Source organism: Georgenia sp. Marseille-Q6866, assembly GCF_965111665.1.
Genome location: NZ_CBCOOR010000024.1, coordinates 16094 through 39197 on the forward strand (window position 1 = coordinate 16094; position 23104 = coordinate 39197).

The following is a 23104-nucleotide window of genomic DNA, read 5'->3' on the forward strand; positions in this document are numbered from 1 at the left end:
GTGCGGGTGACAGCTGTGAGGACGGCGCGCACCCCCTGGCCCGGGCGGGCCCTGGGCGCGTTGCGCGACGCCGTCGACCACGTCGCGCACCGTTCCCCCGCGCGGCTGGCACTGCTCGTGTTCGCCGCGATCATCGCCGTCGTCACCGCCCTGCTGTCCTTGCCGGCGGCGACCCACGCCCCCGAGCCGGCCCGCTTCGTCGACGCCCTCTTCACGGCCGTCTCGGCCGTGTGCGTCACGGGGCTGACGACGGTGTCGACGGCGACCTACTGGTCCACGTTCGGGCAGGCGGTCATCATCGTCGGGGTCAAGATCGGCGGCCTCGGCGTCATGACGCTCGCCTCGATCCTCGGGCTGGCGATCTCCCGGCGGATCGGCCTCACCCAGCGGCTGCTCGCCGCCTCGGAGACGAAGACCACCCGCCTGGGGGAGGTCGGCACGCTCGTGCGCGCCGTCGTCGTCGCGTCCCTCGCCGTCGAGGCGACCCTCACCCTCGTCCTCGTCCCCCGCTTCCTCACGCTGGGGGAGTCGCTGGACGCGGCGCTGTGGCACGCGTTGTTCATGGCGGTCTCGATCTTCAACAACGCCGGTTTCATCGTCCTCGAGGGCGGGCTGGAGCCGTTCGTCGGGGACTGGTGGATGTGCCTGCCCATCATCGTCGGCGGCGGGATCGGGGCACTGGGCTTTCCCGTCATCCTCAACGTCGCCGGGCGCCTGCGGGGGCAGCGACGCCTCTCCCTCCACTCGAAGCTCACGATGGTCACCTACGGGCTGCTCGCCGTCGGGGGCTCGCTCGGCTTCGCGTTCTTCGAGTGGCGCAACGCCGCGACCCTCGGGCAGCTGCCCGTGGCCGACCGGGTGCTCGCCTCCCTCATGGCCGGGGTGAACTCGCGGTCCTCGGGGCTGAGCACCGTCGATCTCGCCGTCGCGAGCGACACGACGTGGTTCCTCACCGACGCGCTCATGTTCGTCGGCGGCGGCTCGGCGTCCACCGCGGGTGGCATCAAGGTGACGACCTTCGCCGTCCTCGTCCTCGCCATCGTCGCCGAGGCCCGCGGCGACCGGGACGCCGAGGCCTTCGGACGCCGGATCGGCACGACGACGATCCGGCTCGCCGTCGCCGTCGCCTTCCTCGGCGCCACGCTCGTCGGTGTCGCGACGCTCCTCCTCCTTGCCCTGACGGACTACCACCTCGAGCTCGTGCTCTTCGAGGTCATCTCCGCCTTCGCGACCGTGGGGCTGAGCACCGGGATCACCCCCGACCTGCCCGACGCCGGCAAGTACGTGCTCAGCGCGCTCATGTTCGCCGGCCGCCTCGGCACCGTCACCATGGCCGGTGCGCTGGCACTGCGGCAGCGGCGCCGGGTCATCCGCATGCCGTCCGAGCCGCCGATCGTCGGCTGAGCCGGGCACACTGAGGGCCGAGACGAAAGGACGGTGACACATGGCGCAGCGCAACCTGCCCCGCTCGGGCGCGGTGCTCGTGATCGGGCTCGGCCGCTTCGGGGCCGCGCTCGCGGCAACGCTGGAGGACATCGGGCGTGAGGTCCTGGCCGTGGAGAAGGACGAGCACCTCGTCTCCCAGTGGTCCGGGCGCCTGCCGGTGGTCGAGGCGGACGCATCGAACCCCGACGCCCTCGAGCAGCTGGGCGCGCAGGAGTTCTCCGTCGTCGTCGTCGGGGTGGGCACCTCGCTGGAGGCGAGCGTGCTCATCACGGCGAACCTCGTCGACATGGAGGTGCCGCAGATCTGGGCGAAGGCGACCTCCGGGGAGCACGGGCGGATCCTTCGGCGCATCGGCGCCCACCACGTCGTCTACCCCGAGCACGACGCCGGGCAGCGCGTGGCGCACATGGTCTCGGGCCGCATGCTCGACTACATCGAGATGGAGGACGGCTTCACGATCGTCAAGATGCGCCCGCCGCGGGAGACGCAGGGCTTCACGATCGGGCAGTCGCAGATCCGAGCGCGCTACGGCGTCACCGTCCTGGGCGTGAAGTCCCCGGGCGAGGCCTTCGAGTACGCGACCGAGGAGACCCGCATCAGCCCCGGGGACACGATCATCGTCTCGGGCGACTCGAGCCTCCTCGAGACCTTCGCGGCCCGCCCCTGACCGTCCCGCCTCGCGCGGGCGCGCGTCACTAGGATGGGATGTGAGCGTTCACGCCCGGTGACGCCAGGAAGGACGACGACGTGACCACCCCCGGAGGAGATGTCCTCACCCTCACCGCCGGTGACTACCGCGCCACCGTCGTCAGCGTCGGCGCCGGCCTCGCCGGGCTCACCTGGCGCGGCGGGCACGTCGTCGTCGGGCACGACCCGGGCGAGCTGCCCGTCGGCTACCTCGGCAAGACGCTCGTCCCGTGGCCCAACCGCATCACCGACGGCCGCTACGAGTTCGGCGGGGAGACGCACGAGGTCCCGGTCAACGAGCACGAGACCAACGCCGCCCTCCACGGCCTGGCCTGCTGGGTGGACTGGGACGTCGCGTCGGCCACGGACGAGGAGGTCACGCTGACGACCGACCTCGCGCCCCGCTACGGCTACCCCTTCTGGTTGCGCTCGACCGTCACCTACCGGCTCGACGCCGAGGCCGGCCTCACGGTGAGCATCACCTCGACCAACCTCGGCGAGGTCCCCGCCCCCTACGGCGCCTCCTCCCACCCCTACCTCAGCTGCGACCTCGCACCCGTCGACGAGTGCACGCTGACGGCGCCCGGCGCGCGCGTCCTCGAGGTCGACGAGCGGCTGCGGCCCGTGGGCCTGCGGGACGTCGACGGCGACCTCGACCTGCGCGAGCCCCGCACGCTGGGCGCGCGCCGTGTCGACCACGCCTTCACCGCCCTGCCGGACGGCCGCTGGACCGTGACGCTCGCGCACCCGGGTGCCCCGTTCAGCGCCCGGATGACGGCGGACGCCCCGTGGGTCCAGGTGTACTCCGGTGAGAAGGTCGACCGCCGCGGGGTGGCCGTCGAGCCGATGACCTGCCCGCCCGACGCCTTCAACTCCGGCACCGACCTCGTCGTGCTCGCGCCCGGTGAGGCGCACACGCTGACGATGCGGATCGACGCGGTCCCGACCGCCTGAGCGGTGGGGCGCCGGCCGCCGTGTCGGTGGCCCGGGCTACCGTCACCCCCATGGCCTCGACCAAGACCCAGCGCCCCGCCTACCGGTGCACCGAGTGCGGCTGGAGCACGGCCAAGTGGGTGGGCCGCTGCGGGGAGTGCCAGGCCTGGGGCACGGTGAGCGAAGCCGGCGCCCCGCCGGCAGCCGCGCCCCCCGCCCGGCCGGCCCTCGCCGCGCAGCCCATCAACGACGTCGACGTCGACACCGCGCGCGCCCGGCCCACGGGCGTCGGCGAGCTCGACCGTGTCCTCGGTGGCGGGATCGTGCCCGGCGCCGTCGTCCTCCTCGCCGGGGAGCCGGGCGCCGGCAAGTCGACCCTCCTGCTCGACGTCGCGGCCCGCGCCGCCGAGCAGGGCACCGGGTCGGTGCTCTACGTGACGGGTGAGGAGTCGGCCAGCCAGGTGCGCCTGCGTGCGGAGCGGATCGGCGCGATGGCCGAGCGGCTCCTCCTCACCGCCGAGAACGACCTCGCCACCGTCCTCGGGCACATCGAGGCCGCCGACCCCTCGCTCGTCGTCGTCGACTCCGTGCAGACGATCTCCTCCGGTGAGGTCGACGGCGCCGCGGGCGGGGTGAGCCAGGTCCGCGAGGTCGCCGCGGCCCTCATCGGGGCGGCCAAGCGGCGTCACGTCCCCGTCGTCCTCGTCGGGCACGTGACCAAGGACGGCTCGCTCGCCGGCCCGCGGGTGCTCGAGCACCTCGTCGACGTCGTCTGCCAGTTCGACGGCGACCGCCACTCCCGCCTGCGCCTCCTGCGTGCGACGAAGAACCGCTACGGGCCCACCGACGAGGTGGGCTGCTTCGAGCTCACCGACACCGGGATCAGCGGCCTCGCCGACCCGTCGGGGCTCTTCCTCTCCGAGTCGCGCACCACCGCGGTGCCCGGGACCTGCGCATCCGTCAGCCTGGAGGGCCGGCGGCCCATGCCCACGGAGGTCCAGGCGCTGGTGGCGGCAAGCTCCCTGAGCAACCCGCGCCGCACCACGTCCGGCCTGGACGGTTCCCGCACCGCGATGACCCTCGCCGTCCTCCAGGCGCGGGTGGGGCTCGACCTCAGCGGCCGGGACGTCTACGTGTCGACCGTGGGCGGGGCGCGCGCCGTCGAGCCGGCGGTCGACCTCGCCGTCGCGCTCGCCGTCGCCTCCGCGTCCGGGAACCGCGCGATCCGGGCCGGGACCGTCGCCATCGGGGAGGTGGGACTCACCGGTGACGTCCGCGCCACGGTCGGGGTCCAGCGCCGGCTGAGCGAGGCGGCCCGGCTCGGCTTCACCACCGCCCTGGTCCCCCGCCACGGAGCCGACCAGCTCAAGTCCGTCCCGGGGCTGTCGACCCTCCCGGTCGCCAACGTCCACGAGGCCCTGCTCGCGGCCCTGCCCGAGGCCACCCCGCCCGCCCCGCAGGGCACGGAACGGCACGTCCGCGCCGTAAGATGACGCCCGGGGCGTGCGTGCGTCGCTCCGCCCCGCGACCCGAGGAGAACCCCAGTGCCCGACAAGGCCGACACCCTGCTGCGCGCCACCCTGCAGGCCGTCGCACCGGGCACCGAGCTGCGGGACGGCCTCGAGCGCATCCTGCGCGGGCGCACCGGTGCCCTCATCGTCCTCGGTTACGACGACCTCGTCGAGACGATCTGCTCCGGCGGCTTCGACCTCGACGTCGAGTTCTCCGCCACCCGGCTGCGCGAGCTGGCCAAGATGGACGGCGCCGTCGTCGTCGACTACGCCCGCCAGCGCATCCGGCGCGCCAACGTCCAGCTCATGCCGGACACGAGCGTCGAGACGAGTGAGTCCGGCATGCGGCACCGCACCGCCGAGCGGGTGGCCAAGCAGACCGGCTACCCGGTCATCACCGTGAGCCAGTCGATGCGGATCGTCGCGCTCTACGTCGACGGCGTGCGCCACGTCGTCGAGGACTCCAGCGCCATCCTCTCCCGCGCCCACCAGGCCCTGGCCACCCTCGAGCGCTACAAGGCGCGTCTCGACGAGGTGTCCGGCACGCTGGCGGCCCTGGAGATCGAGGACCTCGTCACCGTCCGGGACGTGACGACCGTCGTCCAGCGCCTCGAGATGGTCTCGCGGATCTCCGCGGAGATCGACGGCTACGTCGTCGAGCTCGGCGCCGACGCGCGCCTGCTGTCCCTCCAGCTCGACGAGCTCATCGGTGGTCTCGCCCCCGACCGCGAGTTCATCATCCGCGACTACAGCGCCCGGGCGGCCGACAACGTCGCCGGCGTGCTCACGCGGCTGGCCGCGCTGTCCTCCGCCGAGCTCATCGAGATGTCGGCGATCGCCCGCGCCCTGGGCATCGGCGGCCCCGACGGCCAGTCCCTCGACGACCCCCTCAGCCCGCGCGGCTACCGGATGCTCTCGCGCATCCCGCGCCTGCCCTCCCCCGTGGTCTCGGCCCTCGTCGAGCACCTCGGCCCGCTGCAGAAGCTCCTCGCGGCGAGCACCGAGGACCTCCAGCAGGTCGACGGCGTCGGGCCGCAGCGCGCCCGCTCGGTCCGTGAGGGCCTCTCGCGCCTGGCCGAGTCCTCGATCCTCGAACGCTACGTCTGAGCGGTCCGCGGCTCAGCCGAGGGTGAAGACCTCGGTCTCGCCGAGCGGCGCGCCGTCGAGCGCGACGGCGAGGCGGTAGGTGCCCGGGCCGGCCTGCGGCTGCTCGTCGGGGCAGCCCTCCGCGGAGCGGTGACCGTCCCAGCTCACGGTGACGGGCGTCGTCGCGCCGGTGTCGAGCAGGAGCTCCTCGGTCGCGTCCCCCGCGCAGTGCGCCGAGGACCACACGGCGTCGCTCCCGGACTCGATCTCGGTGACGAGCGCGCCGGACGCGACGTCGACGAGGCAGGGCACCTCGCCGGTGTTACGCATGCTCACCTCGACGTCCGCGCCGGCGGCGGACGGCTCCACCGCGACCTGGGCGGTGACGTCCTCGGCGGCGCAGACCGCCACGTGCCCGGGCGAGGGCGCCGGCGACTGCGTCTCCGTCGCTTCCGCGGCAGCGGGCTCGGCCGGCGCGTCCGCCGCCGCGTCACGGTTGCCGAGCAGGGTCGTGACGCCCCACACGACACCCGCCACGACGAGCAGCAGGAGCAGCAGCGCGACGGCGCGGCGGCGCCGGTAGACCGCGGCCGAGGGCCGCGCCGGTCGCCGCGTCGGGTCGGGGGTCGAGCTCGTCACACCCCGACGGTAGGCAGGTTCGGGCGCGAGACGCGGACGGCTCGCCGGGACGGGGCACACTGGGGGCGATGCTCACCGACCTCCACGCGACGGTGGCCGGCTGGTACGCGGCCCACGCCCGCGACCTCCCGTGGCGACGTCCCGGCACGACCCCGTGGGGCGTGCTCGTCAGCGAGGTCATGTCCCAGCAGACCCCGGTCGCCCGCGTCGCACCCGCCTGGGAGGCGTGGATGGCGCGGTGGCCCGAGCCGGCCGACCTCGCCGCGGCCGCGCCGGCCGACGTGCTGCGCGCCTGGGACCGGCTCGGATACCCGCGCCGCGCCCTGCGGCTGCGCGAGTGCGCCGAGCAGGTCGTCGCGCGCTTCGGCGGGGTGGTGCCCCGGACGGAGGAGGAGCTGCTCAGCCTGCCGGGCGTCGGCGGCTACACGGCCGCCGCCGTCGTGAGCTTCGCCCACGGGGGCCGCGCGCTGGTCCTGGACACGAACGTGCGCCGCGTCCTCGGGCGCGTCGTCGCCGGCCGCGCGCTGCCGCCTCCCGGGCTCACCACCGGGGAGCGGGCGGGCGCCGCGGAGCTGCTGCCCGCCGACGCCACGGCCTCCGTGCGCTGGAACGAGGGCGTCATGGAGCTCGGCGCCCTCGTGTGCACCGCGCGGTCCCCGCGCTGCCCCGCCTGCCCGCTCGCGGACCGGTGCCGCTGGCGGCGGGCCGGCGCCCCGCCCGCCACGCAGGCCCCGCGCCGGCAGGCGTGGCACGGGACGGACCGTCAGGCGCGCGGCCGCGTCATGGCCCGGCTGCGGGCGCTGCCCGACGGCGCGACGCTCGGGACCGAGGAGCTCCTCCTCCCGCTGCGGGACGGCGCCGAGGACCCCGCCCAGGCGGACCGGGCCCTGGCCTCGCTCCTCGCGGACGGCCTCGTGGCGGAGCCCTCCCCGGGCCGCTGGGCGCTGCCCGGGTGAGCTACGGGGCCTCGTACCCGGCGTCGGAGCACAGCTCGGTGAGCGTCCCCTGGGCCGCCGCGGCCTCCGTGACGTCGATGGTCGTGAGGTCGGGGAAGGGCGGCTCCTCGCCCTCCGGCACCTCCTGCTCGCCTGCCTCGTTGACGGCGGTGACGGCGGCCGTGAACGGCGCGGCGACCTCGGCGAGGACGGGCACCATCTCGGGGTGGGCGTCGCGGGAGAGCTCCCGCAGCCGCTGCTCGAGCGCGTTGACCTCGGTGTACGTCGCGGCGTCGACGACCTGGCCGGACTCGAGGGCCACGCGGGCCGCCTCGGCGCGCTCGGCCAGCGGCGTCCCGGTCCCCTCGTAGAAGGCCTCGCAGGTGGTGACCTGCTCGCTGTCACGCTCGGCGGCGTCGGTGGGCCGCTCAAGGGTCTCCTCGTCGTTCGTGCTGCAGCCCGCAGCCAGGGTGAGGAGCAAGGCGGCGGACAGCGCAGCGGCTCGGCGTCTCATGCCACGAGGCTACGAGCGTGCCGGACGGCCCGCGCGCCGGGCGGCGCCGGGCGGGGCGGCGCGGCTGCCCGTCGGGGTGGCGGGCACGTAGGGTGCCGGTGTGGAGAGCCTCTCGGTGCCGCCGGACGTCCGGCTGGCACGCACGGTCCGTGCCCTGCGTGACGCCGTCGTCGGCTGCGGGGCCGCGTGCCTCGGGCTCGCCGTCATCGCGGCGGCGATCCTCGCGCTCAGCGGCTCCGACCCGCTCCTCGCCGGCCCCACGCTCACCATCCTCGGCGGCGGGCAGCTCCTCGCGCTCGTCGGCGCCGTCGTCGCGGCCCTCGGGCTCCGCGGCGCGCTCGCCGGACGTCCGCTCGCCGGCGTCGTCGGGGCGACCCGGGGCCGGCTGCGGTGGGTCGTGCGGGCGGTGCTCGTGTGGAGCGCGGCCGCTGCGGTCGGCTGGGCGCTGGCCGACCCCGCCCGGACCGTGCTCTTCCTCGCGCTGGGCGCCGTCACCGCCCAGCTCGCCGTCGTCGTCCTCCTCGTGCGCCGGCGCCTGCCCCGCGAGGGCTGAGCCGTGGCCCCGCCGACGCTGCACACCACGCTGCCCGAGCTCGTCGAGCGGGCCCGGGCGCTGCTCGACGACGGCGCGCCGCGGCGCCTCCTCGGGCTCGCCGGTCCACCGGGGGCCGGGAAGTCGACCCTCGCCGCGGGGCTCGTGGCGGCCCTCGCGCCATGCGCCGCCCTCGTGCCGATGGACGGCTTCCACCTGAGCAACGCCGTCCTCCACACGCTCGGCCGCCGCGGGCGCAAGGGCGCGCCGGACACCTTCGACGCCGCCGGCTACGCCCACCTGCTGCGCCGCCTGCGCGAGCCCGCGGATGGCACCGTCTATGCGCCCGACTTCGACCGCGAGCTCGACGAGCCGGTGGGGGCCGCCGTCGCCGTCCCCACGGAGACGCGGCTCGTCGTCACCGAGGGCAACTACCTCCTGCTCGACGACGGCGCGTGGCCCGCCGCCCGCTCGTGCCTGGACGCCGTCTGGTACGTCGAGCTGCCCGACGACGAGCGGCGCCGCCGGCTGCGGGCGCGCCACGAGCGGCACGGCATGGACCCCGCCGCCGCGGCCGCATGGACGGAGGGCACCGACGAGCCCAACGCCGCGCTCGTCCGGGCGGCGCGGGACCGGGCCGACCTCGTCGTCGTCGTCGCTAGCTAGAGCTCGAGGAGCAGGCGCGAGTTGCCCAGGGTGTTCGGCTTGACCCGCGCGAGGTCGAGGAACTCGGCGATGCCGTCGTCGTGGGATCGCAGCATCTGCGCGTAGACGTCGGTGCCCACCGGCGTGCCCTCGATGACCTCGAAGCCCATCCGCCGGAAGAACTCGACCTCGAAGGTGAGGCAGAAGACCCGCTTGAGCCCCAGCACCCGCGCCCGCTCGATGAGCGCGCTGAGCACGTGCCAACCCACGCCGCGGCGGTGGTGGTCGGGATCGACGGCGAGGGTGCGGACCTCGGCGATGTCGTCCCACATGACGTGCAGGGCGCCGCAGCCGACGACCTGCCAGCTGCCGTCCTCGCCGGGCAGCTCGGCGACGAGGAACTCCTGGATCGCCTCGAAGTAGCTGATGAGCTCCTTGGCGATGAGGATGCGCTGCTCCGCGTAGGGCGCGACGAGCTCGTAGATGCGCCGCGCGTCCGAGGGGAGGGCGGGCCGCACGATGACCGAGGGCCGCTCGGTCCCCTCGGGGTAGGCGCCGCTCGTGCTCATCGCCCGATGATGGCACGCCGCACCCGCGCGCCGGGGCCCGCGCCACACGACGGACGCCCGTCCGGACCCACCCCAAGACTTGAACAGTTCCAGTCTTTGGCCTAGTCTTGACCTATGCCCACCGACCACGCCGAGCTGCTGCGCGCCGCCGACCTCCGGGTCACCGCGCCGCGTCTCGCGGTCCTGGCGGAGGTCGAGGCGCACCCCCACGCGACGGCGGAGGAGATCCGGCGTCTCGTCAAGGAGCGTCTCGGGACGGTGTCCACCCAGGCGGTCTACGACGTCCTGCACGCCCTGACGGACGTGCGTCTGCTGCGGAGGATCGAGCCGGACGGGTCGCCCGGCCGCTTCGAGCTCTTCCGCGAGGACAACCACCACCACGTGGTGTGCCGGACGTGCGGCGCCATCGGCGACGTGCCCTGCGCCGTGGGGCACGCCCCCTGCCTCACGGCGAGCGACGACCACGGCTTCTCGATCGACACCGCCGAGGTCGTCTACTGGGGCACCTGCCCCGCCTGTCGCACCCAGTCCTGAGACCCGAGTCGGCACGCCGTGCCGATGCACGCACACAAGGAGAATGAATGTCCGCGGACAACAACCTGCCGCTCACCACCGCCGCCGGCGCGCCCATCTGGGACAACGACAACGCCGTGACCGCCGGCGCGCGCGGCCCCATGCTCCTCCAGGACGTGTGGTTCCTGGAGAAGCTCGCCCACTTCGACCGCGAGGTCATCCCCGAGCGGCGCATGCACGCCAAGGGCTCCGGCGCCTGGGGCACCTTCACCGTCACGCAGGACATCACCAAGTACACCAAGGCCGCGCTCTTCTCCGAGGTCGGCAAGCAGTCCGAGATGTTCGCCCGCTTCTCCACCGTCGCCGGTGAGCGCGGTGCGGCCGACGCCGAGCGCGACATCCGCGGCTTCTCCCTGCGCTTCTTCACCGAGGAGGGCAACTGGGACATGGTCGGGAACAACACCCCGGTGTTCTTCCTGCGCGACCCGCACCACTTCCCCGACCTCAACCGCGCCGTCAAGCGCAACCCGCGCACGAACATGCGCGACGCCGAGATCAACTGGGACTTCTGGACCAACCTCCCCGAGGCGCTCCACCAGGTCACCATCGTCATGTCGGACCGCGGGATCCCCGACGGCTACCGCCACATGCACGGCTTCGGCTCGCACACCTACTCGTTCATCAACGCACAGAACGAGCGCTTCTGGGTGAAGTTCCACTTCCGCACGCAGCAGGGCATCAAGAACCTCACCGACGCCGAGGCTGCCAAGATCGTCGCCGAGGACCGCGAGTCGGCCCAGCGCGACCTCTACGAGGCCATCGAGCGCGGCGACTACCCCAAGTGGACCTTCTCCATCCAGGTCATGCCCGAGGCGGACGCCCAGAACTACCGCTTCCACCCCTTCGACCTCACCAAGGTCTGGTCGAAGAAGGACTACCCGCTCATCGAGGTCGGCGAGTTCGAGCTCAACCGCAACCCGGAGAACTACTTCCAGGACGTCGAGCAGGCCGCCTTCACCCCGGCGAACATCGTCCCCGGCATCGGCTACTCCCCCGACCGCATGCTCCAGGGCCGCCTGTTCTCCTACGGCGACGCCGCCCGCTACCGCCTGGGCGTCAACCACCACCAGATCCCGGTGAACTCCCCCCGCGCGGCGACGTTCGTCAACACCTACCACCGTGACGGCCAGGGCCGCGTGGACGGCAACGGCGGCAGCATGCCCAGCTACACGCCCAACAGCTACGGCCGCCTCCAGGCGGACCCGTCCTTCCGCGAGCCCAGCCAGGCCGTGGGTGCCGTCGCCGACCGCTTCGACTACCGCGAGAACGACAGCAACTACTACGAGCAGCCCGGCAACCTCTTCCGGCTCATGAGCCCGGAGGAGCAGCAGCGCCTGTTCGCCAACACGGCCCGCGCCATCAAGGGCGCGTCCGACGCGACCGTCGAGCGCCACATCCAGAACTGCACCCTGGCCGACCCGGCCTACGGTGAGGGTGTGCGCCGCGCCATCGAGGCCCTCGCGGCCGGGACGCTCGACTCGCTCGACGCGAACCCGAACAACGAGCCGGCGATGACCAACGCCTGACCCTCAACCCCTTCGGGCTGAGGACGGCAGCGAGGGCCCGGGCGACCACCACGGTCGCCCGGGCCTTCGCGCGTCTCAGGCCAGCAGGTGGGAGCGGCCGAACATCTCGGCCGTGGCCCGGGCGCTGGGGGTGCCGGAGTCGAGGTCCGCGCCCGCGTCGCGGAGCACGGTGACGACCTCCTCCTCGCCCTTGAACAGGGCGCCGGCGATCGGGGACTGGTCGCGCGCGTTGCGCAGGTCGACGTCGGCGCCGCGCTCGACGAGCGCCCGCACCGTGTCCACCTTGCCGTGGTAGGCGGCGAGCATGAGCATCGTGTTGCCCTCGCCGTCGCGGGTGTCGACCGGCAGCCCGTGGTCGACCAGCTCGAGTACCTCCGTCGTCCCACCCTGCCGCGCCAGCTCCATGGCCATCGCGACGACCTTCGCTGCCTGCTCGTCGGAAAGTCCCATGCCGCCACTGTAGGCGGCACCCGTGACGCCGGCGCCTCGGCGCAGTAGCGTGCCACGGGAGGGAAGGAGCCCCCTGATGACCGGACCTGCGGACCTCGAGCGCCTGGGCTGGCAGGCACTCTCCACGAGCCCCGCGAGCGCCGTCGCCTTCTACGACGAGGTGCTGGACGACGACGTCCGCATGCTCTTCCCCGGTGGCCTGCTGCTCGCCGGGCGCGAGCAGGTGCTCGCGACGATGGACGGCCCGTCCTGGGACACCCACCGCCTCAGCGGCCTGGACGTGCTCGAACCCACCGCGGACGTCGCCGTCGTCAGCTACGGCGTCGAGGCGGAGCGTGCGGGGCAGCCCTACTCGGCCCTCGTCGCCAGCGTCTACGTGCGGCGGGCGGGCGGCTGGCGGCTGGTGAGCCACCAGCACACGCCGCGCTGATCAGGCGGGCGGGACCGGCCCGAGGAGCGCGGCGGCCCACGCGCGGTGGACGGACTCGTCGTCGCTCGGGTGGAAGATCCCGGCGAGGACGTCCCGGTACAGCCGGGAGAGCTCGCTGCGGCTGACGTAGGACGAGCCGCCCGAGACGCGCACCGCCTTCTCGACGACGTCCTTGGCGGTCTCCGTCGCACGCGTCTTGACGGCGGACAGCTGCGGCAGCCACAGCGGCCCGCGGTCCACCTGCTCGTCGACGTCGCGGGCGATCTGCGCGATCTGCGGGTAGATGCCGTCGAGCGCGATCGCGGCGTCGGCGAGCCGGTAGCGGATGTCGGGGTCGTGGGCGTAGGGGGCGCCGCCGGCGGCCATCGAGCGGCGCTTGTGCACCGTCTCGACGGCGACGTCGATCGCCCGCGCCGCGATGCCGGTGTAGACGCTGGCGAGGAGGACCTCGAAGGCGGCGAAGATCCCGAAGATGAACGGGTCCATCGTGGGGCCCGGCTCGATGCGGCGCACGATCCGCTCGGCCGGGGCGTGGGCACCGGACAGCACGGTGGTGCACGACTGCGAGGCGCGCATCCCCATCGCGTCCCAGTCGTCCTTCACCTCCACGCCGCCCCCGTCACGGGTGACGAAACCCCACACGTTGCGGTCGTCCCCGCCGGTCCGGTCGGTGCCGAAGGTTCCCAGGCGGGTCCAGGCCGGGGAGAAGGAGGTGAAGATCTTCGTCCCGTGGAAGGAGTAGCCGCCCTCGCCGTCGGGCACGGCGTCGCTCGCCGAGCCGAAGAGGACGAGGTCGTTGCCGGCCTCGGAGACCCCGAAGGCGAAGATCTCCCCGTCGGCCGCCTCCTCGAGGATGAAGTCGCAGGAGTGGTCACCGCTGGCCCGGACGGTGCGGGCCACCGCCACCCACACGTGGTGCATGTTGACGGCGAGCGCCGTCGCGGGTGCGGCGCCGGCCAGCCGCATCTGCTGGCGGGTCATCTCCTCCAGGCTGAGCCCGGCGCCCCCCAGCTCGGTGGGGACCATCGCGGTGAGGTAGCCGGCCTCGACGAGCTCGGCGAGGTCCTCGGTGAAGAAGGCGTTCTCGCGGTCGTAGCGGGCCGCGCGGTCCCGGATCCGGTCGAGGAGGGCGTCGGGCAGCAGCTCGGTGGTCATGACCCGAGCGTAGGTCCGTCGGCGGGCCTCTTCCGGTCGGCGCGTCGAGGGGCTAGGTTCAGGCAGCATGGCCGATGACGCGACGACGCGTGGCGGGGGCACCTTCGCGCGGGTCCTCGGCGTGCTCGTGGTCGTCGTCGTGCTCGCCCTCCCCGCCTGGGCACTCCTCCGCGACGACGGCGCCGCACCCGCCGCGACCGGGACGCCGGGTCCGACCGGCGGGGGCTGCGCGCAGGAGCTCACCGTCCCGGTGACCACCACCCCGGACTTCGCTCCCGTCGTCGTGGCGGCCGCGGACCGGCTCGAGGACGAGGACCCGTGCACGACCTTCGCCGTCGCGACGAGCTCCTCGGCGGACACGGCGGAGCAGATTCGCAGCGGCGTCGTGCCGTCCCGGGTGTGGATCCCGGACTCCGAGGTGTGGGTCGAGCGGGTCAACCAGGACCCGCAGGCGCCCGCGCTGACCGCCGGCCCGGTCCTCGCCACCACCCCCGTCCTCCTCGCCGTCCCCGCGACGCTGGCGGAGTCGACAGCGGCGAACGGGCCGCAGCCGTGGCGGGAGATCCTCTCCGGCCCGCTCGCCCCGCGGATCGCCGACCCCGTGACGTCGACGGCGAGCCTGCTCCTCCTCCACTCCGCCCACGCGGCGCTGAGCGGCACGCCCGAGGGCGACCAGCTCCTCGGCGCGGCCATGATCCAGATGTCCCGGCTCGTCGCCGACCCGGACGAGCTCCTCACCTACGCGGGGGAGGACGCCGAGGCAGCACCCGCCGTCGTCGCCACCGAGCAGCAGGTCGCGGGGCAGCGCGCCGCGAACGTCGTCACCCCGCTGCAGGCCGTCGTCCCGGCCGAGGGCACCGGCGCCCTCACCTACACGTGGGTGCCGCTCCCCGGACCCGACAACGGGGTGGGCATGCGCGGCGCGCTCGCCGCGCTCGAGGAGGCCCTCACCGACGAGGCCGGTGCGGCGGACGTACGGGCGGCCGGCTTCCGGGCCCCCGGAGACGACGCCGGGCCCGAGCTCCCCGGCGTCCCCGTGGACGCGGCCGCCCCGCTGCCCCAGCCGACGGCCGCCGAGGCCGACGCCGTCGTCACGGTGTGGCGCACCGTCGCGGTCGACATGCGCATGCTCGCCGTCATCGACGTCTCCGGCTCGATGCTCCAGCCGGTCGGCGACCAGACACGGATCGCCCTCGCGGGCGCCTCCGCCCAGACCGCACTGAGCGTCTTCCCGCTGAGCTCCCAGGTGGGACTGTGGGTGTTCTCCACCGACCACCCCGGCGGCACCGACTGGACCGAGCTCGCGCCGATCGCCCCGCTCCACGGCGAGGAGGGGGGCGGCGAGCACCGCGAGGAGCTGCTCGCCGCGACCGAGACCCTCGCCGAGCACGCCCGCCCGGGCGGGGACACCGGCCTGTACGACACCGTGCTCGCCGCCTACCGGCAGGTGCAGGACACCTACGAGCCCGGGTACGTGAACTCCGTCGTCCTCCTCACCGACGGCGTCGACGAGGACGACGACGGCATCTCCCTGGACGAGCTGCTCGCCGAGCTGCAGGCCCGGATCGACCCGAGCCGGCCGATCCCCGTCATCACCGTCGGCATGGGGCCCGGCGCCGACGAGGAGGTGCTGCGGCTCATCGCCGCCCAGACCGGTGGGCGCAGCTACCTCGCGCGCGACCCCGCCGACATCCGCACCGTCTTCGTCGACGCGCTCACCCACCGCCCCCGCCCCGGGTAGTGGGGGCGCCCTGCGCCACTGACCCCGCCGTCGCGCGGCGCGTGGTCCTTCGTGCTTCCGTATGTGCAGGAGGCCGGATGGCGCAGCAGGCAGTCCCGCAGCGGACCGCGACGAGAGCGGGGCGACGCCCGTCGCGGCGCTTCATGCTGGGCAAGGCGCTGCGCGACTTCCTCGCCGACGAGTGCCTGGACCGGTCCGCGGCGCTGACCCTCTTCTCCGTCCTCGCGATCCCCCCGCTCGTCATCATGCTCACCTCCGTGCTCGCCCTGGCCGGGCAGGGACCGGCGAGCACCGACACGATGCTCGAGATCGTCGGCCAGCTCGCCCCGGACGAGGACGCGCTCAACGTGATCAGCGAGCCTGTCCGCTCCGTGCTCGAGCACCCTGCCGCAGGGTGGACCCTCGCCCTCGGCGTCGGGTCCTCGCTGTGGATCGCGGCCGGCTACGTCGGCTCCTTCGGCCGGGCGATGAACCGGATCTACGGCGTCGAGGAGGGACGCCCGGCGCTGCAGCTGCTCGGCTGGCACCTGCTCACCACGCTCGTCCTCGTCGTCTTCGCCACCCTCGTCACGCTGTTCGCGGTCGTCTCGGGCCCGGTCGCCCGGGCCGTGGGGCAGACGCTGGAGGTGGAGGCGTCCGTCACCGTGTGGGAGCTGGCCCGCTGGCCGGTCGTGCTGCTCGCCGGGCTCGTCGTCATCTCCCTGCTCTACTTCACGACGCCGAACGTCCGGTACCAGCGCTTCCGGCTCGTCTCCCCCGGCTCGCTCCTGGCGCTGGGCATCGCGCTCGTCGCGTCCTTCGGCTTCCAGCTCTACCTGCGGCTCGCCGGGTACTTCGAGACGACCTACGGCGCGACGCTGGCGGGCATCGTCGTCCTCGTCCTGTGGCTGTGGCTCATCAACATCTCCCTGCTCCTCGGCGCCGAGCTCGACCGGGAGCTGGCGCGGGCCCGCCAGCTCGTCAGCGGCGTCGAGGCCGACCGTCACATCCAGGTGGACGTCCGTGACGAGCGCGCCAGCCACCGCGCCGCGGCCCGCCGCACCGCCGACGAGGCGCGGGCCCGCAGCCTGCGCGAGTCGTGGACGGACGGGCGGGAGTAGCCGCTCACGTCACGCCCCGGTCCCGGTCCGGTCACGGTTCGGCCACCCCGGTGCCGCCCGGAGGCAGATGTCGCTACGGTCCGGGCATGAGACTCCTGCGGACAGTGGTGCTCGGCCTGATGGTCGTCCTCGGCCTCCTCGCATGCTCGGGCGGCGGCGGCGACGACAGCGGCGGCGCGGAGAGCGCAGCGGGCGGCGGCGACATGGCCGTGGAGGAGGCCGCCGACTCGGAGGCCGGCCCGCGGGAGGTCGTGACGACCGGGTCCCTCTCGCTCGTCGCCGAGGACCCGCTCACCGCGATGGACGAGGTCGTCGGGCTCGTCGAGGGGGTGGGTGGCTACGTCGAGGAGCGCGCCGAGTACGCGGCCACGGACGAGGCCGAGGCCTCCGGCCGGCTCACCGTGCGCGTCCCCGCGGCCGAGCTCACCGGCGTCCTCGACGGCCTCGAGGCCGTCGGTGAGACCCTGGACGTGTCCATCTCCTCCGAGGACGTCACCCGCCAGGGCCGCGACCTCGACGCCCGCATCGCCGCCCTGGAGACCTCCACCGAGCGGCTCCTCGGCCTCATGGCCGAGGCCGACTCGAGCCAGACGCTCCTCGCCGCGGAGGACGCGCTGAGCGAGCGGCAGGCCGAGCTCGAGGCGCTGCAGGCCGAGCGCGCCCACCTCAGCGAGCAGGTGGCGATGTCCTCGCTCCACGTGAGCGTCGGCGCGGACAGTCCCGTCCAGCTCGCCACCGGGGGCTTCGTCGGTGGCCTGCAGGACGGCTGGGCCGCGCTCGTCGGCTTTGCCGGCGGGCTGCTCGTCGTCCTCGGCGCCGTCCTGCCGTGGCTCGTCGCCCTGGGGGTGCCGCTCGCCGTCGTCGTCGTCGCGCTGCGCCGTCGCCGGCGCCGGGAGCCGGCGACGGCCTGAGCGCCGTCAGAGGCGCTTGACCAGCGGGAAGGTGATCGTCTCGCGGATGCCGTGGCCGGTGAGGGCCATGAGGAGGCGGTCGATGCCCATGCCCATGCCACCGGCCGGCGGCATGCCCTGCTCCATCGCCTGGAGGAAGTCCTCGTCCAGGACCATGGCCTCCGGGTCTCCCGCGGCGGCGACGAGCGCCTGCGCCGCGAAGCGCTCGCGCTGGACCACCGGGTCGACGAGCTCGGAGTAGGCGGTGGCGAGCTCGAAGCCGCGCACGTACAGGTCCCACTTCTCCACGACGCCGGGCACCGAGCGGTGCGCGCGGGTGAGCGGGGAGGTGTCCACGGGGTAGTCCCGCACGAAGGTCGGGGCGTGGAGGTGGTCGCCCACGAGGTGCTCCCACATCTCCTCGACGACCTTGCCGGGCGTGTAGTGCGGGGCGACGGGCACCTCGAGGCGCTCGGCGTGGCGGGTGAGCTCCTCCAGGGAGGTCTGCGGCGTGACCTCCTCACCGAGCGCGGCGCTGAGCGAGGGGAACAGGGACAGCTCGGCCCACTCGCCCCCGAGCTCGTACTCGCTGCCGTCCGCCAGGGGCACGGTCGTGGTCCCGAAGGCGTCCTGCGCGGCCCGCTGGACGAGGTGGCGGGTGAGCTCGGCCATCGTGTCGTACGAGCCGTAGGCCTCGTAGGCCTCGAGCATGGCGAACTCCGGGGAGTGGCTGGAGTCGGCGCCCTCGTTGCGGAAGTTGCGGTTGATCTCGAAGACGCGGTCGATCCCGCCGACGACGGCCCGCTTGAGGAAGAGCTCGGGCGCGATGCGGAGGTAGAGGTCGACGTCGTAGGCGTTCATGTGGGTGACGAAGGGCCGCGCGGCGGCGCCACCGGGCTGCACCTGGAGCATCGGCGTCTCGATCTCGAGGAAGTCCCGCTCGTCGAGGTTGCGGCGCAGCGACCGCACGACGGCGGCGCGGGTGCGGACCATGTCGCGGGCGGCCGGGCGCATGATGAGGTCGAGGTGGCGGCGGCGCACGCGCCCCTCCTCGGAGAGCGCGACCTGCGCGCCGTCCTCGGTCTCGTAGGTCTTGGGCAGCGGGCGCAGGGACTTGGCGGCCAGCCGGTAGGAGTCGGCGAAGATGCTCAGCTCCCCGCGGCGGGAGGCGATGACGCGGCCCTGGACGAAGAGGTGGTCACCGAGGTCGACGTCGGCCTTGAAGGAGGCCAGCGCCTCCTCCCCGACCTCCGCGCGGGAGAGCATCGCCTGCAGGCGGGTGCCGTCCCCGCTCTGGAGCGTGACGAAGCACAGCTTGCCCGTGTTGCGCAGGTACATGACCCGCCCGGCGACGCCGACGACGTCGTCGGTCTCCTCCCCCGCCTCGAGCCCGGAGTACCTCTCCCGGACGGCGGGGATCGTCGTCGTCACCGGGAGGGTGACGGGGTAGGGGTCGACACCCTCGGCCAGCATCCGGGCGCGCTTCTCGGCACGCACCCGGACCTGCTCGGGAACGTCCTGGTCGTGGTCCTCGGGGGCCGGCACGGTGGGGGTCGTCTCACTCACCCCCCGATCCTATCCAGCGGCACGTCGGGGCCGGGCCCGGCGCTATCCTCGTGCGGACGCGCCGGGCCGAGGCGGCGCACGAGGGGATGGGTGATGGGCGCGACGAGCACCGGCGCGACAGGCGACGCGGAGGCCGGTCCCGGCGCGGACGCCGTCAGCCAGCCCGGCCTCTTCGACATCCCCCCGGGTGCCCGCCGCACGCCCGTGCGGGTGGTGCTTCTCACCGGGCCCTCCGGCTCGGGCAAGACCTCCCTCACCGGCCGGCTCGGCCTGCCGGTCGTCTCGCTGGACGACTTCTACCGCGACGGCGACCACCCCGAGCTGCCGCGCCGGTACGGGATCGTCGACTGGGACGACCCGCGCAGCTGGGACCGCGAGGGGGCGCTGGCTGCGCTCCTCGAGATCGCCCGCACCGGCCGCGCGGAGGTGCCGCTCTACGACATCCCGACCAACCGGCGCACGACGACCACCCAGTTCGATGCCGGCGGCAGCCCCATCGTCCTCGCCGAGGGCATCTTCGCCGCCGAGCTCATCGCCGAGTGCCGCGACGAGGACATCCTCGCCGACGCCCTGTGCCTGTGGCGCCCACGCCTGCAGACCTTCTGGTTCCGGCTCCTGCGCGACCTCGGCGAGGCCCGCAAGCCCCCGCTCACGCTGCTGCGCCGCGGCCTCAACCTCGCGCGGGTCGAGCCGGGGATGATCGCCGAGCTCGAGCGCCGCGGCGCCCGCAGGATGCGCGTCGCCGAGGCCGAGCAGTACATCCGCTCGCTGGCCACCCGCCCCTAGACCCCGCATATGCGGGAAAAGCGCGGCCTCAATGCGCGTGCCACCGCACTTTTCGCGCATATGCGGGGAGGGGGCGGTGGCGCGGCGTCAGGCGAGGAGGGCGGTGATCGCGAGGATCACCGGGACCGAGCCGATCGTCGAGAGGAAGATCGCGTCGCGGGCCAGGACGACGCCGCGGTCGTACCGGCTCGCGACGACGAAGACGTTCTGCGCCGTGGGGAGCGCCGCGAGCACGGCGACGGCGTAGAGGGCGGTGTCCTGCAGGCCCAGCGCGACGCCGATGAGGTAGGCGAGGGCAGGCTGGACGAGGAGCTTGAGCCCGACGACGAGCGCAAGCTCGCGGGCCGGTGAGCCCGCCCCGGGCTTGGGGCCCAGCCGCAGGGAGACCCCGTAGGCGAGCAGCATCGCGGGCACGGCCATCCCGCCGAGCAGGTCGACCGGCGCGCGGACGACGCTCGGGAGCTGCAGGCCGGTGAGCGCGAGGACGAGCCCGAGCACCGCGCCGAGCATGAGCGGGTTGCGCACGGTCCGCCAGGCGAGCCGTCGCGCGCCCATCCCGCGTCCCGCCGTCGTGCGGTCGAGGACCGCGAGGGCGAGCGGCTGCAGCAGCACGAGCTGGAGCAGGATGACCGGGGCGACGAGGGCGGCGTCCCCGAGCACGTAGGCGGCGACCGGCAGCCCGAGGTTGCCGGCGTTGACGTACATCGAGCACAGCGCGGCGACGACCGTCTCCGGGGCGGGCCGCCGCGCGACGACCCGCGACAGGAGCAGGTAGAGGGTCAGCGCCCCGGCGACGGCGCCCGCGGTGGCCACGAGGTTCGCCGAGAACACTGCGTGGACGTCGGCGTCGGCGACGACCGTGAGCAGCAGCGCGGGGCTGGCGACCCAGAAGGCCAGCCGGACGAGCATCGTCTGGCTGGCGTAGGTGAGGAAGCCGACGTGCGCGAGGACGGCGCCGAGGGCGATGAGCACCGCGAGCGCGCCGAAGCCCTCGAGGACGCCGGTCACCTCAGCGTGGCCCGGTGACTGCCTCGGCGCGGTAGTCGGCGAAGGGGACGCCGCTGGGCTCGACGTGGTAGGGCACCTCGTCCGCCGCGGCGGGCAGCTGGGCCGGCTCCTGGCCGACGTCGAGGATCCGGTTGTGCTCGTCGACGAAGACGACCGACGGCTCGTAGGTGCGCGCGTCGGCGTCGCTGAGCATGCCGTAGGCGATGAGGATGACGAGGTCGCCGGGGTGGACGTGGTGGGCGGCCGCCCCGTTGATCTGGATGTCGCCCCTGCCCCGCTCGCCGGGGATGACGTAGGTGGTGAGCCGCGAGCCGTTGGTGATGTCGACGACGTCGACCTGCTGGCCGGGCAGGAGGTCCGCGGCGTCCAGCAGGTCGGCGTCCACGGTGATGGAGCCGACGTAGTGGAGGTCCGCCGCGGTCACGGTGGCGCGGTGGATCTTGCCGATGAGCATGGGTCGCTGCAGCGAGCTGGGCGCTGGCATCGTCACTCGTCCTTCCAGAGGTCGAGAATCGTGTTGTCGATGAGCCGGGTGGTCCCGACCCAGGCGGCGACGACGAGGAGGGCGGGGCCGCTCGCGTCCACGGGCACGGGCTCCATCGTCTCAGGGTCGACGAGCTGGAGGTAGTCGAGCCGCACGCCCGGCTCGGCGGCCAGACGCTCGCGCGCGGCGGCCAGCACCGGCTCGGGCCCGCCGGCGGCGGCCCCGCGGGCCGCGTCGAGGGCGCCGGAGAGCGCGAGCGCGGCGGCCCGGTCGGTGTCGCTGAGGTAGGCGTTGCGGCTGCTCATCGCCAGGCCGTCGGGCTCGCGGCGGATCGGCACGCCGACGACCTCGACGTCGACGTCGAGGTCGCGCACCATCGCCCGGACGAGAGCGAGCTGCTGGGCGTCCTTCTGCCCGAAGAGCGCCACGTGCGGCCGGGTGAGGTGGAGGAGCTTGAGCACGACGGTGAGGACGCCGCCGAAGTGGGTGGGCCGGGTGGCGCCCTCGAGGAGGGTCGCGAGCGGGCCCGGCTCCACCCGCACCCGCGGGTCGCCGTTCGGGTACATCGTCTCGGCATCGGGGGCGAAGACGACGTCGGCGCCCACGTCGGCGAGCTTGGCGAGGTCCGCCTCGAGGTCACGCGGGTAGGCGTCGAGGTCCTCCCCCGGCGCGAACTGAAGCGGGTTGACGAAGATGGTGACGACGACGTGGTCGGCCCGGCGGCGGGCCTCGCGCACGAGGTCGAGGTGCCCCTCGTGCAGCGCCCCCATCGTCATGACGACGGCGCGGGTGCCGCGCTGCCGGTCGAGCACCTCCCGCAGGTCCGCCCGGGTGCGCACGAGCACGGGCGACGGCGCGGGCTCCGCGGCTGCGTCGTCGTCGGCTGCGTCGTCGTCGGCTGCCGGGAGGGCGGGGACGGGCGCCTCGGCGACGGCGTCGAGCAGGAGCTGGGCGGCGGAGTCGGTGAGGCGGCCCGCGGACCAGGCCCGCTGCGTGGTGACGCGGGCGAGGGTGCGGTAGGCCGGGGGAGGTCGGCGAGGCCGGAGTCCTCGGCCGCGAGGGCCACGAGGCTGGCCAGGTGCTCGGCGACGGTGCCGGCGTCCCCGCGCAGCACGGGGCCGGTGAGCGCGAGCTCGCCGTCGCGCAGGGTGCCGTCGAGGGCCGCGGTGAGGAGGGGGCCGAGGTAGAGCCCGGGCTCGTCGACGCCGGCGCGGCCGAGCACGCGCATCGCCTGGGTCACGAGGGTGACGAGGTGGTTGGCGCCGTGCGCGAGGGCCGCGTGGTAGAGCGGGCGTGCCGACTCGGGCAGCGCCACGGGCTCGCCGCCGATCTCGACGACGAGCGCCTGGCCGATCGGCAGCACCGGCGCGGGCGCGGTGACGGCGAAGGGGCAGCCGACCAGCCGGGAGAGGTCGATGCTCGTGCCGGTGAAGGTCATCGCCGGGTGCAGGGCCACGGGGATCGCACCCGCGCGCTGCGCGGGCGCGAGGACGCCGGTGCCGTAGCGGCCGGCGGTGTGGACGACGATCTGGCCGGCCTGCCAGCCGCCGGTGTCGGCGATGCCCTGGACGAGGCCGGCGAGGGCGTCGTCCGGGACGGTGAGGAGGACGAGCTCGGCGCGCTCGACGATCTCGGGGACCTCGAGCACCGGGACCCCCGGCAGGAGCGCGTCGACGCGGTCGCGGCTGTCCTCGGACACCGCGCTGGCGCCGACGACGCTGTGCCCGGCGGCCCGCAGCGCGCTGCCGAGGACGGCACCGACGCGGCCCGCGCCGACGACGCCCACGCCGAGTCGTCCGGGTCGGGACGACGGCGGGACGTCTCCAGGCACGCTCGCAGTCACCGCGTCATTATCGCCCCGCCCGCCGGCCCGCCGCCGGTGACGTCCGACACCGCCG

At 74.3% G+C, this 23104-nt stretch carries 24 protein-coding genes and 1 pseudogene; 15 read left to right on the forward strand and 10 right to left on the reverse strand.

The window, feature by feature from the left end:
• The first annotated feature begins 6 nt into the window (after positions 1-6).
• From ACWPXV_RS15595 to disA, 5 genes are all read left to right on the forward strand, one after another.
• Positions 7-1404 carry a TrkH family potassium uptake protein gene (locus ACWPXV_RS15595; protein WP_454086075.1) on the forward strand — a complete coding sequence of 466 codons (1398 nt, stop codon included), beginning with the start codon at positions 7-9 and terminating at the stop codon, positions 1402-1404.
• A 40-nt stretch (positions 1405-1444) separates the two neighbouring features.
• Positions 1445-2113 (forward strand): potassium channel family protein, encoded by a 669-nt coding sequence (locus ACWPXV_RS15600; RefSeq protein ID WP_454086076.1) that lies wholly within the window; start codon positions 1445-1447, stop codon positions 2111-2113.
• A gap of 80 nt (positions 2114-2193) precedes the next feature.
• A complete protein-coding gene (locus ACWPXV_RS15605; protein ID WP_454086077.1) occupies positions 2194-3087 on the forward strand; it encodes an aldose-1-epimerase in 894 nt (297 codons plus the stop codon).
• 50 nt (positions 3088-3137) lie between these two features.
• The gene (gene radA / locus ACWPXV_RS15610; protein WP_454086078.1) at positions 3138-4559 is read left to right on the forward strand and encodes a DNA repair protein RadA; all 1422 of its coding nucleotides are present in this window, start codon (positions 3138-3140) and stop codon (positions 4557-4559) included.
• A 51-nt stretch (positions 4560-4610) separates the two neighbouring features.
• Positions 4611-5684: a DNA integrity scanning diadenylate cyclase DisA gene (gene disA, locus ACWPXV_RS15615; protein ID WP_454086079.1), complete on the forward strand. Its 1074-nt coding sequence runs from the start codon at positions 4611-4613 to the stop codon at positions 5682-5684.
• Between the two features lie 12 nt (positions 5685-5696).
• On the opposite strand, the gene ACWPXV_RS15620 is transcribed toward disA, so the two are convergent.
• Positions 5697-6302, reverse strand: a complete 606-nt coding sequence (locus ACWPXV_RS15620; protein ID WP_454086080.1) for a hypothetical protein — start codon at positions 6300-6302, stop codon at positions 5697-5699.
• 68 nt (positions 6303-6370) lie between these two features.
• On the opposite strand from ACWPXV_RS15620, the gene ACWPXV_RS15625 reads away from it, so the two are divergent.
• Entirely contained in the window at positions 6371-7258 is an 888-nt protein-coding gene (locus tag ACWPXV_RS15625) for an A/G-specific adenine glycosylase (protein WP_454086081.1), read from the forward strand.
• 1 nt (position 7259) lies between these two features.
• Here ACWPXV_RS15625 and ACWPXV_RS15630 read toward each other — a convergent pair whose 3' ends face one another.
• Positions 7260-7751, reverse strand: coding sequence for a hypothetical protein (locus ACWPXV_RS15630; RefSeq protein WP_454086082.1), 492 nt, complete (start codon positions 7749-7751; stop codon positions 7260-7262).
• A gap of 100 nt (positions 7752-7851) precedes the next feature.
• Here ACWPXV_RS15630 and ACWPXV_RS15635 point away from each other — a divergent pair, with 100 nt between their 5' ends.
• Positions 7852-8304, forward strand: a complete 453-nt coding sequence (locus tag ACWPXV_RS15635) for a hypothetical protein (RefSeq protein WP_454086083.1) — start codon at positions 7852-7854, stop codon at positions 8302-8304.
• A gap of 3 nt (positions 8305-8307) precedes the next feature.
• Positions 8308-8949 carry a nucleoside/nucleotide kinase family protein gene (locus ACWPXV_RS15640; RefSeq protein WP_454086084.1) on the forward strand — a complete coding sequence of 214 codons (642 nt, stop codon included), beginning with the start codon at positions 8308-8310 and terminating at the stop codon, positions 8947-8949.
• Here the strand turns inward: ACWPXV_RS15640 and ACWPXV_RS15645 are convergent.
• Positions 8946-9497, reverse strand: coding sequence for an amino-acid N-acetyltransferase (locus tag ACWPXV_RS15645; protein WP_454086085.1), 552 nt, complete (start codon positions 9495-9497; stop codon positions 8946-8948). The two genes, ACWPXV_RS15640 and ACWPXV_RS15645, sit on opposite strands and share 4 nt — an antisense overlap.
• Before the next feature lie 114 nt (positions 9498-9611).
• Here ACWPXV_RS15645 and ACWPXV_RS15650 point away from each other — a divergent pair, with 114 nt between their 5' ends.
• Both ACWPXV_RS15650 and ACWPXV_RS15655 read left to right on the forward strand, forming a co-directional pair.
• On the forward strand, positions 9612-10031 hold the full coding sequence (locus ACWPXV_RS15650) for a Fur family transcriptional regulator (RefSeq protein WP_454086086.1): 420 nt from the start codon (positions 9612-9614) through the stop codon (positions 10029-10031).
• A 47-nt stretch (positions 10032-10078) separates the two neighbouring features.
• Complete coding sequence (locus ACWPXV_RS15655; protein WP_454086087.1) at positions 10079-11596, forward strand: catalase; 1518 nt, start codon at positions 10079-10081, stop codon at positions 11594-11596.
• A 75-nt stretch (positions 11597-11671) separates the two neighbouring features.
• Here ACWPXV_RS15655 and ACWPXV_RS15660 read toward each other — a convergent pair whose 3' ends face one another.
• Entirely contained in the window at positions 11672-12046 is a 375-nt protein-coding gene (locus ACWPXV_RS15660) for an ankyrin repeat domain-containing protein (RefSeq protein WP_454086088.1), read from the reverse strand.
• A 76-nt stretch (positions 12047-12122) separates the two neighbouring features.
• Between ACWPXV_RS15660 and ACWPXV_RS15665 the strand changes: the two genes are divergently transcribed.
• Positions 12123-12476 carry a DUF4440 domain-containing protein gene (locus tag ACWPXV_RS15665; protein WP_454086089.1) on the forward strand — a complete coding sequence of 118 codons (354 nt, stop codon included), beginning with the start codon at positions 12123-12125 and terminating at the stop codon, positions 12474-12476.
• Here ACWPXV_RS15665 and ACWPXV_RS15670 read toward each other — a convergent pair whose 3' ends face one another.
• Positions 12477-13631 carry an acyl-CoA dehydrogenase family protein gene (locus ACWPXV_RS15670; protein WP_454086090.1) on the reverse strand — a complete coding sequence of 385 codons (1155 nt, stop codon included), beginning with the start codon at positions 13629-13631 and terminating at the stop codon, positions 12477-12479.
• A 67-nt stretch (positions 13632-13698) separates the two neighbouring features.
• Here ACWPXV_RS15670 and ACWPXV_RS15675 point away from each other — a divergent pair, with 67 nt between their 5' ends.
• The 3 genes from ACWPXV_RS15675 to ACWPXV_RS15685 all read left to right on the forward strand — a co-directional run bounded on the left by ACWPXV_RS15675 (position 13699) and on the right by ACWPXV_RS15685 (position 17383).
• Complete coding sequence (locus tag ACWPXV_RS15675) at positions 13699-15372, forward strand: VWA domain-containing protein (protein ID WP_454086091.1); 1674 nt, start codon at positions 13699-13701, stop codon at positions 15370-15372.
• Between the two features lie 77 nt (positions 15373-15449).
• Positions 15450-16472, forward strand: a complete 1023-nt coding sequence (locus ACWPXV_RS15680) for a YihY/virulence factor BrkB family protein (RefSeq protein ID WP_454086092.1) — start codon at positions 15450-15452, stop codon at positions 16470-16472.
• An 86-nt stretch (positions 16473-16558) separates the two neighbouring features.
• Complete coding sequence (locus tag ACWPXV_RS15685; protein WP_454086093.1) at positions 16559-17383, forward strand: DUF4349 domain-containing protein; 825 nt, start codon at positions 16559-16561, stop codon at positions 17381-17383.
• Between the two features lie 6 nt (positions 17384-17389).
• On the opposite strand, the gene lysS is transcribed toward ACWPXV_RS15685, so the two are convergent.
• A complete protein-coding gene (gene lysS, locus ACWPXV_RS15690; RefSeq protein ID WP_454086094.1) occupies positions 17390-18928 on the reverse strand; it encodes a lysine--tRNA ligase in 1539 nt (512 codons plus the stop codon).
• A gap of 93 nt (positions 18929-19021) precedes the next feature.
• Between lysS and ACWPXV_RS15695 the strand changes: the two genes are divergently transcribed.
• On the forward strand, positions 19022-19714 hold the full coding sequence (locus ACWPXV_RS15695) for a uridine kinase family protein (protein WP_454086095.1): 693 nt from the start codon (positions 19022-19024) through the stop codon (positions 19712-19714).
• 87 nt (positions 19715-19801) lie between these two features.
• Here the strand turns inward: ACWPXV_RS15695 and ACWPXV_RS15700 are convergent, their stop codons facing one another.
• The 4 genes and pseudogenes from ACWPXV_RS15700 to ACWPXV_RS15715 all read right to left on the reverse strand — a co-directional run.
• Positions 19802-20722, reverse strand: a complete 921-nt coding sequence (locus ACWPXV_RS15700; RefSeq protein WP_454086096.1) for an AEC family transporter — start codon at positions 20720-20722, stop codon at positions 19802-19804.
• 1 nt (position 20723) lies between these two features.
• Positions 20724-21206 (reverse strand): aspartate 1-decarboxylase, encoded by a 483-nt coding sequence (gene panD, locus ACWPXV_RS15705; protein ID WP_454086097.1) that lies wholly within the window; start codon positions 21204-21206, stop codon positions 20724-20726.
• A gap of 2 nt (positions 21207-21208) precedes the next feature.
• Entirely contained in the window at positions 21209-22051 is an 843-nt protein-coding gene (gene panC / locus ACWPXV_RS15710) for a pantoate--beta-alanine ligase (protein ID WP_454086107.1), read from the reverse strand.
• A gap of 78 nt (positions 22052-22129) precedes the next feature.
• Positions 22130-23049 (reverse strand): annotated as a pseudogene (locus ACWPXV_RS15715) (Rossmann-like and DUF2520 domain-containing protein); the annotation flags it as partial.
• Positions 23050-23104: the final 55 nt, after the last annotated feature.